General features: G+C 65.3%; 12 protein-coding genes. 6 read left to right on the forward strand and 6 right to left on the reverse strand.

The annotated features are described in order from the left end of the window. Positions 1-51 precede the first annotated feature (51 nt). The 6 genes from DUGA2_RS00420 to DUGA2_RS00445 all read right to left on the reverse strand — a co-directional run bounded on the left by DUGA2_RS00420 (position 52) and on the right by DUGA2_RS00445 (position 8,753). Positions 52-2,430, reverse strand: a complete 2,379-nt coding sequence (locus tag DUGA2_RS00420) for a hypothetical protein (protein ID WP_070266579.1) — start codon at positions 2,428-2,430, stop codon at positions 52-54. Beyond that, the gene (locus tag DUGA2_RS00425; RefSeq protein WP_070266580.1) at positions 2,427-3,158 is read right to left on the reverse strand and encodes a hypothetical protein; all 732 of its coding nucleotides are present in this window, start codon (positions 3,156-3,158) and stop codon (positions 2,427-2,429) included. The genes DUGA2_RS00420 and DUGA2_RS00425 overlap by 4 nt, the downstream gene beginning before the upstream one ends. Positions 3,159-3,220: 62 nt before the next feature. Further along, positions 3,221-4,660 (reverse strand): catalase, encoded by a 1,440-nt coding sequence (locus DUGA2_RS00430; protein WP_070266581.1) that lies wholly within the window; start codon positions 4,658-4,660, stop codon positions 3,221-3,223. 155 nt (positions 4,661-4,815) lie between these two features. Continuing rightward, complete coding sequence (locus DUGA2_RS00435) at positions 4,816-5,343, reverse strand: OmpA family protein (RefSeq protein WP_070266582.1); 528 nt, start codon at positions 5,341-5,343, stop codon at positions 4,816-4,818. A gap of 110 nt (positions 5,344-5,453) precedes the next feature. Next, positions 5,454-7,616 (reverse strand): 3'-5' exonuclease, encoded by a 2,163-nt coding sequence (locus tag DUGA2_RS00440; RefSeq protein WP_070266583.1) that lies wholly within the window; start codon positions 7,614-7,616, stop codon positions 5,454-5,456. A gap of 3 nt (positions 7,617-7,619) precedes the next feature. After that, on the reverse strand, positions 7,620-8,753 hold the full coding sequence (locus DUGA2_RS00445; protein WP_083296150.1) for a LacI family DNA-binding transcriptional regulator: 1,134 nt from the start codon (positions 8,751-8,753) through the stop codon (positions 7,620-7,622). A 192-nt stretch (positions 8,754-8,945) separates the two neighbouring features. Here DUGA2_RS00445 and DUGA2_RS00450 point away from each other — a divergent pair, with 192 nt between their 5' ends. From DUGA2_RS00450 to DUGA2_RS00475, 6 genes are all read left to right on the forward strand, one after another. Further along, entirely contained in the window at positions 8,946-10,196 is a 1,251-nt protein-coding gene (locus DUGA2_RS00450; RefSeq protein ID WP_070266584.1) for an Hsp70 family protein, read from the forward strand. Between the two features lie 14 nt (positions 10,197-10,210). Continuing rightward, positions 10,211-10,831: a PolC-type DNA polymerase III gene (locus DUGA2_RS00455; RefSeq protein WP_070266585.1), complete on the forward strand. Its 621-nt coding sequence runs from the start codon at positions 10,211-10,213 to the stop codon at positions 10,829-10,831. Positions 10,832-10,886: 55 nt separating this feature from the next. After that, complete coding sequence (locus DUGA2_RS00460) at positions 10,887-11,237, forward strand: hypothetical protein (RefSeq protein WP_070266586.1); 351 nt, start codon at positions 10,887-10,889, stop codon at positions 11,235-11,237. A 75-nt stretch (positions 11,238-11,312) separates the two neighbouring features. Then, on the forward strand, positions 11,313-12,794 hold the full coding sequence (locus DUGA2_RS00465; RefSeq protein ID WP_070266587.1) for a hypothetical protein: 1,482 nt from the start codon (positions 11,313-11,315) through the stop codon (positions 12,792-12,794). 10 nt (positions 12,795-12,804) lie between these two features. Beyond that, the gene (locus DUGA2_RS00470) at positions 12,805-13,710 is read left to right on the forward strand and encodes a metal ABC transporter solute-binding protein, Zn/Mn family (protein ID WP_070266588.1); all 906 of its coding nucleotides are present in this window, start codon (positions 12,805-12,807) and stop codon (positions 13,708-13,710) included. After that, positions 13,707-14,489: a metal ABC transporter permease gene (locus tag DUGA2_RS00475; RefSeq protein WP_070266589.1), complete on the forward strand. Its 783-nt coding sequence runs from the start codon at positions 13,707-13,709 to the stop codon at positions 14,487-14,489. Before DUGA2_RS00470 ends, DUGA2_RS00475 begins: the two co-directional genes overlap by 4 nt. Positions 14,490-14,511: the final 22 nt, after the last annotated feature.

The raw sequence follows: 14,511 nt of genomic DNA on the forward strand, positions 1-14,511 counted from the left end.
TCGAGTAAGGCGCCATGCTAATCCTTCATCGTCCCCCGCGTTTGATTCCGCTCAATAGAAATAAGGCGTCTTGCGCGCCCATTCATTGTTCTTGTAACGCTTGTGCAATAGCGTGAAGGCGTTCTTCGACAAGGTCTTGGAATCGGCGTCCAGGCAGCCGCCGCGCGTCGACTGGACCGTGACGTACAGCAGCCACGGCAGCTCCGGGTCGTTGGGCACGGCGGTGGCGCGCTGCAGGATCTGGTCGCCGATGTAGCCGGTGGCCGTCTTCAAGGTGGACAGCTGCGCCAGCTCCTTGTCGCGGGCGGCGCCGTTGCCCAGGTCCGGCATCGGCAGCGTATGTTCGGCGTCGGTGTTTTCACCGTAGCTGTCGCCAGCCTTGGCCGGCACCTTGCACCACATGTCGGCCAGCGTGTCATCCGGCGCGCGTGCGGCCAGCTCGCCGGCATAGCCGTTATACATCGGCGACAAGCCGTACTTCAGCGCGTTCACCAGCATCCAGTAGCGATGCTCAGGCGTGCCCGCCAGCTTGCGGTACTTCTGCATCACGTTCGTCAGCAGCGGCGCATTCTGTTCGATTTGCTGGGTTGCGCCCAGCGCAGTTTCGTCCTGGCCCAGCAGGTCCGCACGCATCCACGCTGCGATGGCGATGCGCGCGCGCAGGGCTTTGGGCAGCTTCTGGTTCGCGGCCAGCGCCGACAGGTCGGCTGTGGAAAGGCCGCTGTTCAACCAGCGGATGCCGTCGGCGGCGATGTCCACCCGCGCCGCGGCCGGCGTGGCGCCCGGTTCCTCGCTGGCCTTGGCCAACTCGCCGGTATCGGGGTCGAGATCGCGGCTCTCCGTGCGCAGCAGATAGTTGGCAGCATCCGCCGCCGACGACGCCACCGCGAAGCGCTCCTGCAGGAACTGGTTGCGCGCGCTGACGGAACGGTTGGCCGCCAGCGTTGGGCCGTTCAGAATCGCGTCGCCCAGCGTGCGCGCCTTGTCGGCCTGCTTGCTCAGGCGGTAGTGGCGGACCAGCGCATAACGCAGCGTCAGATACTCAGGCGCGGAAACAGGCGCCTGCTGCACGGCCTTCTCCAATTCCGGCGTCAGCGTATCGGACAGCATGACGGCCGCCAGCATCCACACGCGCGCCTGCGCCTTGTTGCCTTGCTTGGCGTAGCGGCTCCACTGATCGGTCGCGTGCGCGCGCTCCACCGCGCAACTCCGTTTGGCCTGATATTCCTGGCAGGCCTGGATGGTCTGCATCCAGTCGATAAAGCTGGCGCTGCCGCGCAGGGCGGGGCGGGCGTCGGCCTGTTCGGCGACGGGTGGTTGCAGCAGGTCGTTGGCCAGCACGCGCCAGTCGCCGAGGTGATCGTCCAGATACGGATTGGCGCGCGGATCGTCCAGCAGCTTGCTCAGCTCCGCAAAACGCAGCGTCGGCGTTAACCGCACCTGCATGCTGCGCACGATGGCGCGGCTGGCCTCATGCAGCGACGACAGCTCCGGATTGGCGAGGATGTGATCGGCGCTGGCCTGGATCACGGCCAGCTTCTTCTGCGCAGCAGCCAAGCGCACCGCTGCTGCGGCCGGGCCTTCGCGGCGGGCGTCAAGCCGCTCCTGCCAGATCGCCTGGTCGGCGTTCGGACCCGGCACGAACACGGCGGCACGCGCCTGCGAGCGCAGGTTCAGATACTCGCCCCACTGGCGCAGCGGATGCTTGTCGGTGGCGCCGATCTTGGCGAACAGGCTGCCGCTCAACGCGTAGTTCTCGCCATAGAAGGCTGCCGACGCCAGCTGGTACTGCTGCATCTGGCGCCAGTACAGCGCCTCCGTGGCCGGCAGCTCGACCGGCGCAGGTATCACGCGCTTGACGCCATCGTAGCGGTTGCGCTGCGCTTCCGCGTCGTCGCCGCAGAACTTGAAGACCTGGCGCTGCGTCGCGATCCATGCATTCAGGCGGGCCGGCGTCGCATCGCTGCGACGCGCCAGGTCGTTCAAGGTGGCGGTGGCGAAGGTGTAGCTGCCCAGCGGACAAGTGAGGTAGCCGTTGGCCATGCTGTCGTCGTCCTTGGGAGCGACCGGCGCCTGCTTCAGCGCGGTGCCGATGGCGGCCTGCCAGGCGGCATAGACTTTCTTGCCTTCGCCCGCTTCGACCCAGCCGCCGTTACGGCTGCCGATCGCGCGCAGCAGGCCACCCTGCGGATTTGGCGCGGCTTTCATGTCGTCCGGGCCGAGCAGCACGCTGCGCCAGGCGGTGTACAGGTACATCCGCTCGTAGGTCGGCATCAGCACACCCAGCTCGCCGTTTTGATAGCGGCCCAGCGCGATATCCGGCCCGCTGCGGGCGACGTAGGAATCCCACGAGCCGCCGCCGCTGGCGCCGGCGTTGGCGCAGGCCAGCAGCGCCGCAGCGATGATGAGTGGACGAAGACGATGTGTCATGGAGTGCTCCTTGAAAGCGGCGACAGGTCCGCGCCGGCACGCTTCCATGCGTGGCGGTCGAACCAGTAGGTTTTATGATATCGCGCCGCGACTTGCGGTGCGAACGGTTCCTGTGGAGAGAATCCCGCGCTGCCCGCGCGGCAGCTGGCGTGCAGCGTCGCGGGCGATTGTTCGACGATGGCGCGCATGCCGGCGTTGTCCCGGCCCATGCGGAAGAACATCGGCACGACTTCGTCGGCGGCCAGCCCGTCCAGCCAGGCCGGCGAACGGCACCACCAGGCCAGCGCGGTCACGCTCAACTTGATGTGCGGCGGCAGCGCGGCGCGCAGCTGTTTGACCAGCGAGCGATAGAACTCCCGCTGCGAAGGCTTGGCCTCCATATCCAGCTGCACCCAGCCGGACGTGCTGACTGCGGCCGCGTCGAGCAGCGCCTGCACGATCATCGCGCGGCTGGCTTCAATATTCTGCGGTGGATTGACGGTGCTGACTTCCACATGCAGCACCGGTGTCACCCGCGTGGCGGCGGGCATTGAGGGCTGGCGCATGCGTGGACGGGTGCGCGCGGTGTCGCCGGTCAGCAGGATGTGGCGTTGCAGGATGGCCGCTTCCGGCGCCGACCATGCGGGCAGCAGCGCTTCGTCCCACAGCCACGCGACAGCCTGCGCGCGGACGGTGCAGGGGCATAGCAGCAGGGCGCAAAAGGCCAGGCGGAAGAGTAGGGAGGGCATCGGTAAAACGGAGCGGCAAGGTGCTCCATTTTACCGGCATTTACTATTTGTACAAGGTTGATTTATTTGCCTTCAAGCGCAGCGATCGCCGCCGCCACGCCCGCACCGTAAGCCGGATCGGCCTGCGTACAGTTGTGGATATGGCGTTGCTGCACCGGCTTCGATACGCCGTGGATGGCGCGCGCCGTGTTCTCGAACAGCAGTTGCTTCTTCTCGGCGGTCAGGAGGCGGAACAGATTGCCCGGCTGCGAATAGTAGTCGGTGTCGACGCGGTGATCCCAGTGGCCGGCCGCGCCTTCCAGCGACAGCGGTGGTTCGGCGAACTGCGGCTGCTGCAGCCATTCGCCACGGCTGTTCGGTTCATACGAGGTGCCGGCGCCGTGGTTGCCGTCGGTGCGCATGGCGCCGTCGCGGTGATAGCTGTGGAACGGGCACTTGGGCGCGTTGACCGGAATCGCGTGATGGTTCACACCCAGGCGGTAGCGCGCGGCGTCGCCATACGAGAACAGGCGCGATTGCAGCATCTTGTCTGGCGAGAAGCTCACGCCCGGCACCACGTTGGCTGGCGAGAAGGCCGACTGTTCGACGTCCGCGAAGTAGTTCTCCGGATTGCGGTTCAATTCCAGCACGCCGACGTCGATCAGCGGATAGTCCTTGTGCGGCCAGATCTTGGTCAGGTCGAAGGGGTTGTACGGCACCTTGGACGCCTCGTTCTCCGGCATGATCTGCACCGCCAGTTTCCAGCGCGGGAAGTCCTTGTTCTCGATGGCGTCGAACAGGTCGCGCTGCGAGCTTTCGCGGTCGCGGCCCACTACCTCGGTGGCTTCGGCGTCGCTGAAGTTCTGTATGCCCTGCTGGCAGACGAAGTGGAACTTGACCCAGAAGCGCTCGTTCTTAGGGCTGATGAAGCTGAAGGTGTGGCTGCCGAAACCGTGCATGTGGCGGTAGCCTTTCGGGATGCCGCGGTCGCTCATGACGATGGTGATCTGGTGCAGGGCTTCCGGCAGCAGGGTCCAGAAGTCCCAGTTGTTTTCAGGGCTGCGCAGATTGGTCTTCGGGTCGCGCTTGACGACGTGGTTCAGGTCCGGGAACTTGAGCGGATCGCGGAAGAAGAACACCGGCGTGTTGTTGCCGACCACGTCCCAGTTGCCTTGCTCGGTGTAGAACTTGACGGCGAAGCCGCGGATATCGCGCTCGGCATCGGCGGCGCCGCGTTCTCCGGCCACGGTGGAGAAGCGCATGAAGATGTCGGTCTTCTTGCCGATCTCGGAGAACAGCGCGGCGCGCGTGTACTTGCTGATGTCGTGGGTGACGGTGAAGGTGCCGAAGGCGCCGGAGCCCTTGGCGTGCATGCGTCGTTCCGGTATCACCTCGCGCGCGAAGTGGGCCAGCTTTTCCAGGTGCCACACATCTTGCAGCAGGACCGGGCCATGCGGGCCGGCGGTCTGGGTGTTTTGGTTGTCGACGACCGGCGCGCCGGCTGCGGTAGTGAGGTTCTTCATGAAACTTCCTTCAACAGTTTTGAGGGTGAATGGAAACTTCCAGCATAACGAACACATTGCTCTTGCACAGCTCTCTTAGGAGAGAGCCCCAAAACAAAAACGCCCGACTGTTGAGCCGGGCGCTTTAGCTTACCTCATACTACATCAAGCTTGGATTACTTGCTTGGGTACACGATGTCGGCGCGGCGGTTCTGGGCGCGGGCTGCGTCGTCGCTGCCGGTGGCTTTCTCTTTACCGTAGCTGATGGCTTCCATCTGGGTGTCTTTCACGCCTTGTACTTTCAGGGCGGTGATGACGGCTTGTGCGCGCTTCTGGCCCAGGGCCAGGTTGTACTCTGCGCCGCCGCGTTCGTCGGTGTTGCCTTCGACTTTGATCGACACGTTCGGGTTGGCCGACAGGAATTTGCCGTGGTCGGCTACCAGAGCGGTGAACTCAGGCTTGACGGTGTACTTGTCGAAGTCGAAGAACACGCTGCGGTTCTTGTAGATCGAGCTGTTCGGGTCCAGGTAGGCTGGCAGGGACACGGCGACTGGCGCGGCCACTGGTGCAGGTGCTGGTGCGGCCGGTGCGGCTTTGACTGGCTCTGGAGCCGGTGCCGGAGCGACGACTGGGGCTGGGGTGCTGCAAGCGCTCAGAACAGCCAGCGCGCAGGCTGCCAGCAGAATTTTTTGTTGTGCTTTCATTGTAATGCTCCCGAATTGGTTTTTTGGACATGCATTGGGTGTGAGGCTAGCTACTCCAGCCGCCTCCGACATTATATAAGGGTTTCCCTCAGAAAAATTGACTTACTGCATTATTTTTTTATCCAGGGGGCGAACGGGGCCAAATCCCTGCCGGCCTCGACGTACCAAGCGCGGCGGGCGATGTCGAACTGGGCGCCCAGCGCCTTGACCTGGTCCTTCTCCTGGTAGCTGGCGACGAGGTACTGGCGCGACGGTGCGGCGGCCGGCCTGGCCTGGTTGCGGACGATGGCGGCATCGGCTGCGGCGGCCGATTTGGGCAGGCGCATTTGCGCGATGAAGGCGCTGCGCAGCGCGGCGTCGGCCGGCGACAGCAGTGTCAGGCGCGCGCGGGCGCGGGTGGCGCCGACGTAGAACAGGTTTTCCTCCTCCGCCCGGGCTTGCGTCGGGTGCGGGAATTCATCGGCCTGCAGGAAGGGCAGGATCACGTGGTCGAACTCCTTGCCCTTGGCGTTGGCCACGCATTCGATCAGCACCGCCTTGCGCTCGCGCTTGCGGCGCACGAAGGCTTCGCGCGCGTTCGTCGCGGCCCAGAATTCGGCCAGGCTCTGGCCGGAGGCGGCCGCCGCTTCCAGCAGCCCGGCCACCGATTTGTTGACCACGCCCGCTTCGTAGGGACGCACGAAGATGCGGCGCGCGGTCGCCACCAGCTTCACGCGTTCGCACACTTCGGTCAGCACGGCCGCCGCCGGCGTGGCCGGGTCGACGCCGGACAGCCAGGCGATGGTGTCGATGACGGCCTTCTTGGTGGCCGCGCTGGCGACGTCGCGGTAGTTGAGCTCTTCGCCATCGCGCTGTGTGTCTTCGATCAGGAACAGTTCGCCCAGCAGCGCCGGGTCCTTGACGATCTGCGCCTTGAGGTTGTCCAGGCGGCGCGCGGAGAAGCGCATCTCGCTGAAGGCGATCATGGCGTCGACCACGGCGGCGCGCACCTGCTCCGACTTGACGGCGGCGAAGTCCTTCAGGCCGATCGCCAGCAGGCCGCGCAGGAACAGGATCTCGTCGCGTTGCAGGTAGCCGGCCATGGCGGGCGTGCGGTAGTCGATGTCGGCTTCGATCAGCGCGTTCTCGATGGCCATCGATTGATGGCGGTCGCGTATCAGGATGGCGCAGCCGTCGAGCGGATAGCCGTCGGCCTTCCACTGCTGGACTGCGGCCACGGCCTGCTGGGCGCAGGCGGCGCTGCTGTCGTAGTGGGCCTGGCGGATCTCGGTGCGCAGCGGCAGGCCCGATTCCACCGCTTTCTGCTTGAACTCCGCCATCGCATAGGCCAGGTGCGGGCCATGGCGGTAGGTGGACGTGAGCGGGTAGCGCATCAGGTTCGGATAGTTCTGGGCGAAGCGGCGGTTCAGGTATTCGTCGCTGGCGCCCAGTTTGGCGTGGATCACCTGGTCCTTGTCGCCGGCGCCGACGAAGTAGCAGTGCGGCCTGGAGACCAGCGCGTCGAGGATCTGGAAGGCCGCCTCGTTCAAGTCGTGCAGCTCGTCGCACAGCACGATGCGGTAGTCGGGGAAGTGCTCGGCCAGGCGGGCGCCCGCTTGCAGGTTGCCGGCCAGGTCGTAGGTGGCGTCGAACGGACCGCGGAACACCGCGCCCGCGCCGCCGTCCAGGCGCAGTGTTTCGTATTCGACGGTGGTCAGGTAGTCGGTCAGCGGCACGCCCATCAACTCGGCGATTTCTTCAAGGCCCATGTATTCGACATCGGCGGCCAAGGCCATGGTGGCCTTCAATTGCAGCTGCACGTCGAGGAACTGGGCCAGCGCGATGCTGTGGGTTTGCAGATCGAGGCCTTCCATGCGCCCCGCATGGCGCTCGGCGGCGCGGTCTATCGCGGCCAGCGCGTAGGCCTTCAACTGGCGCGCTTCGGCGCATAGGCGCAGATTGTCGCCGTCGATGCGGTCCAGCTGCTGGCCGGCGAAATCCTCGAAGGTCAGCACGGCGACGCGATGCGCCTGTGCGGGCGGCACGCCGACATCCAGCAGGCGCTGGCGCAGCACGTCGCGCGCTTCCGGCGTGAAGGTCAGCGCCAGGATCTGTTCCGGCGGCAGCTTGCGCGCCAGCGCCTCGCCGATGCGGATCGCCAGCGTGGTGGTTTTGGCGGCGCCGGCGTTGGCGTCGACCAGCACGACCTTGTTCTGCGCCAGCTGAATGGCGGTCTGTTCGGGAGTCGGGATCAGGCCTTGCGGCGTAAAGCGGGGAGGGTTGGCATCGTTCATCCGTCACATTATAGCGACCGGCACGCGCGCGCCGGTGGCGGATGCTGTTTCCAGCGTGGGCGCGTGCGCCAGCGGGTGCAGGCGCGCGGTGGCGCCTTCGATGAACTGGGCGCTGAAGACGCGCCGTTCGACCTGGCTTTCGTGGCTGTCGATGACGGCGCACAGCAGGCTGGCGGCGGCGCAGGCCATCTTCGGCATGGGCTGGCGCAGCGTGGTCAGGTTGTAGCTCAGCCAGTTGGACGGCTCGACGGCGTCGAAGCCGGCCACCGACAATTGGCCCGGCACGTCGATGCCCAGCTCGTGGCGGGCGCAATCGAGACAGCCGATGGCCATCACGTCGCTGCCGCAGATGATGGCGTCCGGGACGCCGCCCATTTGCGCGATCAGGGCCTTGAGGCCGGCGGCGCCGCTGTTGTAGTCGTACTCGCCCGGCACCACCACCGGCGGCGGCAGGCCCAGCTCGGCCAGCCGTTCGACGGCGCCGCGGCGGCGCTCGTTGGCGACGGTGGAATCCTCGGTGCCGGCGATGATGCCGAAGCGCCGGTGGCCGGCGGCGGCCAGGCGCGACACCAGCATGCGGCCCGCCTCCAGATGGTCGCAGGTGACGGTGTTGACCGACTGGTCGCGCAGCGTGCGGTTGAACAGCACCAGCGGCATGCGACGGCGCTCGAATTCGGCCACGTGTTCGGCGGAGAGGCGGGTGGCGGCGATCACGCCATCGACCTGGAATTGCCAGACGTCGGCCAGTACGCGGTCGACATCGGCCTCGCGCGCCAGCGGGAACAGCAGCACGCGCTTGCCCAGTCCGCTCAACTGCTTGCTCAGTTCTGCCAGCAGTTCTGGATAGTAGAGATTGGCCAGGTTGGTGACTAGCACCGCCACCATGTTGGAGCGGCGCGTGATCAGGCTGCGGGCGGCGGCGTTGGGGATGTAGTCCAGCAGCGCGGCGGCCTTCATCACCCGCGCATGGGTGGACTTGGAGACGCTGGCGCCCGGCTTGAAGCAGCGCGACACCGCCGATTGCGACACGCCGGCCACCAGCGCCACGTCATACGAGGTGACGCGGCGGGCTTCCCGGGCAATGCTGGCTTTGTGTTCGGTGGCGCAGACTTCAATGGTCGGCTTGGATTTGGTCATCGTCTCGGGGCCTGCGTACAGCGGCTTGCATATTTGTTAGTTAATTCAGCATAATCAAAATCTTACCTGATGGCAATAATAATCGATTTTCTTTTAAGAAATATTGAGGTGGGTGTGGTTCGGCTGCAATTTTTCCATGGAGGCGGGGTTTTCTGATAACATAACGCCCCTTTATTCACGTGAAGGGTCGACATGGCCATTGCTTGCGGCGTCGATTTTGGCACGTCAAATTCCACGGTGGGCTGGGTGCGTCCCGGACATCCGGTGATGTTGGGACTGGAAGAGGGCAAGACCACCTTGCCGTCGGTGGTTTTCTTCAACGCCGAGGACGAAGAAGTTACCTTCGGACGTGCAGCGCTGGCCGAATATCTGGCCGGCTACGAGGGGCGCCTGATGCGCTCCATGAAAAGTTTGCTCGGTACCAGCCTGATCGACGGCCAGACCGAGGTGGGCGGCCGCGCGCTGCCGTTCCGCGCCTTGCTGGCGCAGTTCATCGGCGAGGTCAAGCGCCGCGCCGAGCAGTCGGCCGGGCGCCAGTTCACGTCGGCCGTGTTCGGCCGTCCCGTGCATTTCATCGATGACAGCAAGGAAAACGACCAGCTGGCCGAGGATACGCTGGCCGAGGTGGCGCGCTCGGTCGGCTTCAAGGACATCGCCTTCCAGTTCGAACCGATCGCCGCGGCGTTCGACTACGAGTCGCAGATCAGCCGCGAAGAGCTGGTGCTGATCGCCGACATCGGCGGCGGCACCTCGGACTTTTCGCTGGTGCGCCTGTCGCCCGAGCGGGCGAAGAAGGCCGAGCGTCGCGACGACATCCTGGCCAACGGCGGTGTGCACATCGGCGGTACGGATTTCGATAAATACCTGAGCTTGTCCTCTGTGATGCCGCTGCTGGGCTACGGCAGCCGCCTGCGCAACAACAGCGAAGTACCGTCCAGCTATTTCTTCAATCTGGCGACCTGGCACACCATCAACCAAGCCTACACCAAGAAGATGTGGACCCAGCTGTCCGATCTGCTGCGCGATGCGGCGGAACAGGAAAAGCTCGGCCGCCTGCAAAAGCTGATCGACCAGCGCGCCGGCCACTGGCTGGCGATGAAGGTGGAGGAGGGCAAGATCGCCCTGTCCGACGCCGCCAAAGTACAGCTGTCGCTGGACCGCCTGTCGCCGGCGGTGACGCTGGAGCTGGACCGTGCGCAGTTCGACGACGCCATCGGCCATCTGGTCGGGTCGGTCGAGAACACCGTGCTGTCGATGCTGCGCGACGCCGGCGTGGCGCCCGCCGATGTGGATACGGTGTTCTTCACCGGCGGTTCCAGCGGCGTGCGCATGCTGCGCGAACGCATCGGCGCGCTGGTGCCGTCCGCACGCAAGGTCGAAGGCGACCTGTTCGGCAGCATCGGCGCCGGGCTGGCGCTGGATGCCGTCCGCAAGTTCGGCTAAATAAAGGGAACATCATGCTCGACCAACCTATCGTCATGCTCGACTTCGAGACCACCGGCCTGTCTCCCGACATGGGCGACCGCATCACCGAGGTGGCGGCCTTGCGCATCGTCGGCGGCAAGGTGGTCGAGCGCTATGTTTCGCTGATCAACTGCAATGTGCGGATACCGTCGTTCATCACCGGCCTGACCGGCATCACGCAGGCCATGGTGGACGGTGCGCCGCCGGTGTCGCAGGTGGTGCCGGAGCTGCTGGACTTTATCGGCGGCGACGCCTTGTCCGCCCACAACGCCAGCTTCGATGACAAGTTCCTGCGCGCCGAGGCGGCCCGGCTGGGCCTGACGCCCGGCTATCAATCGCTGGTGTGTTCGCTGAAATTGTCGCGCCGCGTGTTCCCCAATTTGTCGAGCTACAAGCTGGGCAATCTGTCCGGCGAGCTCGGCATCCGCTTCAAGAGCGCGGCCCACCGGGCCGAGTCCGATGCGGAAGTGGCGGCCGAGGTGCTGATACACATCGGCAAGCACATCGGTTCGACTTACGGCATCGCCGGCGTCGATCCGTCGCTGCTGGTGGCGATCAACAAGCTGGCCGCCGCCAAGGTGCACCAGTTCCTCGAAAAGCAAAAAGTACGCTAAAAATGCGCGGCTCGCATTACAATACCGGCACTGATGCATCGTTAGTTGGTATTTCGTGAACATACGCCGCAACTTCTTCCATGTGCTGCTGTCGCTTCTGCTGGTGTTCTCCCAGCAGATGGGGTACTCGCACGCGCTGTCGCACACCTCGGCGGCGACCGGCATCGTGCAGGCGACCGAGTCGGCGGATGACGAGGTCAGCACCAGCATCACCAAGCTGGGGCTGGATCACAGTTGCGCGCAGTGTATGGCGTTCGCGCAGATCGCCTCGGCGGTCGATAGTCGTTTCCATTCCTTCCCGCTGGCTTCCGATACCTCGGTGGCCGTCGCCTTCGCGCCGGCTCCGCTCGATTGCCAGCGCACCATTTGCGGCTTCAGATCGCGAGCGCCGCCCGTCCTGTCTTGATTGTCTCCCGTTGATCCGTCGCCGCTGCCGTTGGGCAGGGGTGCGGTTTGTCGCAGTCATCTACAGGAATAAAAAATGTTGAAACACAGCGTAATCGCGGCCGCACTGAGCGCCGCCGTGGCAGCCCCACAAGCGTATGCCGCAGATAAAAAAGAACAGAAGGAACTGGCTGAAATCCGCGCGGAGATCCGCCAGATGAAGCAAGCGTATGAAGCCCGCCTGCAAGCCATGGAGCAGCGCCTGCAACAGGCGCAGGCGGACGGCGCCGCCGCCAAGGCGCAGCTGGCTGCGATTGGCGCGGGCAGCGCTACAGCCACCGGCACGCCGGCCTCGGCCGCAGCCCCGGTTGCCGCCGCTTCCACTGCCGCAGCGCCGGTCGCTGTCGCCGCAGCCGCGCCGGCGGCCACCGGCAGCGCCAACACCGCCAGCAATCTGTTCAACCCCAACGTCTCGATGATATTGGGCGGCACCCTGCAAAACCTGAAACAGGATCCGGGCCAGTACCGCCTGCAAGGCTTCGCGCCGAGCGGCGGCGAGACCGGTCCGGGCAAGCGCGGCTTCAGCCTCGGCGAATCCGAGCTGACCATGGCCGCCAACATCGACCCGCAATTCGCCGGCCAGCTGACCTTCTCGCTGAGCGGCGAGAACGAGGTCGAGGTGGAGGAAGCCTTCATCCAGACCCGCGCCATGGCCAACGGCTTGAACATCAAGGCCGGCCGCTTCCTGTCGTCGATCGGCTACCTGAACAGCCAGCACGCCCACACCTGGGACTTCGTCGATGCGCCGCTGGCGTATCAAGCCTTCCTCGGCGGCCAGTACAAGCCGGACGGCGTGCAGGCCAAGTGGCTGGCGCCGCTCGACCAGTTCGTCGAGATCGGCGCGGAAGCCGGCAGCGGCAGCGCCTTCCCTGGCAATGACCGCAACAAGAACGGCGCCGGCGCGGTCAGCGTGTTCGCCCACATCGGCGACGACATCGGCGCCTCGTCGAGCTACCGCGCGGGTGTGTCCTACCTGCACACCGGCGCCGACAAGCGCGCGTATGAAGACGACGGCCTGACCAACAACTTCAGCGGAAAATCCAACACCTGGATCGCCGACGCCATCTACAAATGGGCGCCGAACGGCAACCCGGTCAACACCAACTTCAAGTTGCAGGGCGAGTACTTCCGCCGCAAGGAAACCGGCACGCTGAACTACGCGGTCGACACCGATGCGGCCGCCAGCGGCGACTACCGCAGCGTGCAGTCGGGCTGGTACCTGCAGGGCGTCTACCAGTTCATGCCGACCTGGCGCGCGGGCTTGCGCTATGACCGCCTGTCGTCCGGTACGCAGCGCATCGGCCTGATCGACAACGGCACGCTGGCCTGGGCCAACCTGCCGATCCTGGAAGCCTACAACCCGTCGCGCAGCAGCTTCATGATCGACTACAGCCCGTCCGAGTTCTCGCGCCTGCGCCTGCAACTGGCGCGCGACAAATCGCGTCCCGGCGTCACCGACAACCAGATCTTCCTTCAATACATCATGAGCCTGGGCACGCACGCTGCCCACGCTTTCTAAAGGAGCAGGCATGAAACAGACACTCAAATCGCTGCTGCTCGCCGCAGCCTTCATGATCGCCGGCTCGGCGCATGCGGCCATCAACGTGCTGGCTTGCGAGCCGGAATGGGAAGCGCTGGCCAACGAGCTCGGCGGCGACAAGGTCAAGGTCTCCAGCGCCACCAACGCGCTGCAGGACCCGCACCGCATCGAAGCGCGTCCGAGCCTGATCGCGCGCACCCGCAACGCCAACCTGCTGGTCTGCACAGGACTGGAGCTGGAGGTCGGCTGGCTGCCGGTGCTGGTCCAGCAATCGGGCAACAGCAAGATCGCCGCCGGCCAGCCGGGCAACTTCGAGGCGGGCGCCTTCGTGCCGCGCCTCGACGTGCCGGGCAAGGTCGACCGCAGCGAAGGCGATGTGCATGCCGCCGGCAATCCGCACATCCAGCAGAACCCGCACAATATCGCGCTGGTCGGCGTGGCGCTGTCCAGGCGCCTGGCCGAGCTGGACCCGGCCAACGCCGCCTACTACCAGGCCCGACAGAAAGACTTCGCGGCGCGCTGGGATGCGGCCATGCTCAAGTGGGAGAAGCAGGCGGCGCCGCTGAAGGGCGTGGCCGTGGTCGAGCACCATAAGAACATGGAGTATCTGATGGGCTGGCTGGGCTTGCGTCAGGTCGGCACGCTGGAGCCCAAGCCGGGCGTGGAGCCGAGCGCAGCGCACCTGTCCGAACTGCTGGCGCAGTTGCAGCGGGCGCCGGCCAGGATGGTGATACGCGCGGCCTACCAGGACGGGCGCGCCTCGCAATGGCTGTCCGAGCATGCGAAGATTCCTGCCGTGGTGCTGCCGTTCTCCGTGGGCGGCGACGACAAGAGCAAAGACCTGTTCGGCCTGTTCGACTCGACTGTACAACGCCTGGTGGATGCCAATAAATGAATACCGAATCGCTCGATCTGATGATCATCCTGCCGGCGCTGCTGGCGGGCCTGTTGGTGCTGCTGACCCACGTGCCGCTGGGCGCGCAGGTGCTGAAACGCGGCATCGTGTTCATCGATCTGGCGATTGCGCAAATCGCCGCGCTGGGCGTCATCATCGCCGGCGCGGCCGAGCTCGATCCGCAAAGCTGGGCGGTGCAGGCCGCCGCCGCGGCGGCAGCCGTGCTTGGCGCGCTGCTGCTGACGTGGACCGAGAAGCGTTGGCCGGAAGTGCAGGAGGCGCAGATCGGCGTGATGTTCATCCTGGCCGCGACGGCGGGGCTGCTGCTCGTGGCCCACAATCCTCACGGCGGCGAGCACTTGCAGGACTTGTTGGCCGGCCAGATTCTGTGGGTGCGCTATGAACAGTTGCTGCTGCCGGCCGTCGGCACGGTGCTGATCTGCGGGCTGCTGTATTTCCTGCGCGACCGCCTGAGCCGGCTTGGCTTCTATCTGATCTTCGCGCTGGCCGTGACGGCCTCGGTGCAGCTGGTCGGCGTGTACCTGGTGTTCACCAGCCTGATCGTGCCCGGCCTGGCCGTGCGTCATTACGTCGGCAAGAAACGCCTGGTGCTGGCCTACCTGATCGGCGCGGCGGGCTATGCGAGCGGGCTGGTGCTGTCCACGCTGTACGACCTGCCATCGGGCGCGCTGATCGTTTGGTGCCTGACGGTATTGGCGATGGGCGTGTACGCGCTTGGTCCCAAACCCGATGGCGCACAGCGGGTAGCCAGGCACTAAAACGATAACATTTTATCATTAC

It is taken from the genome of Duganella sp. HH101 (assembly GCF_001758795.1).
Lineage (GTDB): Bacteria > Pseudomonadota > Gammaproteobacteria > Burkholderiales > Burkholderiaceae_D > Rugamonas > Rugamonas rivuli.